We start from the raw sequence: 554 nt of genomic DNA on the forward strand, positions 1-554 counted from the left end.
ACGTCCCTGACTGTTTTCCTGTTCTTTGGGATGGCTGAGATTGCCCAAGTTCAGTTGGCTTGCTCCATGGCTGCTGTGGAGTTGGGCACTAATCTGGTCGGGTGTATCGTCAAAGCGCAGTTGGTTAAAGCCTTCACCCTTGATTTCTTTTGAACGAATACCGCTTAGATTTCGGGTGGCAGGAAGTTGCCCTTTGATATCAAATTTGGTGGGTGAGCGTTGTGCTTGATGAATACGTCCAGTGACAAAGGGCCGATCTACATCACCATCAAAGAAATCGATCACCACCAGCTCTCCTATGCGTGGTAGAAATCTTGCACCATAGCCTTCACCTGCCCATGGAGTCAGCACGTCGACCCATGCTGAATCTGTATCGCTGTCATTTGAGCCTGCACCGCCATCATGTTGATGGTCTTCGGTGCGAGTGAAGAGAAAGCGGACTTTGATCCGCCCCCATTCATCTACGTGTATTTCTTGATTCTCTGGTCCAACCACCCGTGCTCGCTGTGGATGGGTGAGTGGTCGATGGGCTAAGGGGTGGTATTCTGGTACTA

At 50.5% G+C, this 554-nt stretch carries 1 protein-coding gene; it reads right to left on the reverse strand.

Features of this window, described 5'->3' with window-relative positions:
• A partial coding sequence (gene vgrG, locus IAE19_RS16470; RefSeq protein WP_200461977.1) for a type VI secretion system Vgr family protein occupies positions 1 to 554 on the reverse strand: 554 nt, incomplete at both ends.

The sequence above is a fragment of the Acinetobacter sp. S40 genome, assembly GCF_016624705.1.
Lineage (GTDB): Bacteria > Pseudomonadota > Gammaproteobacteria > Pseudomonadales > Moraxellaceae > Acinetobacter.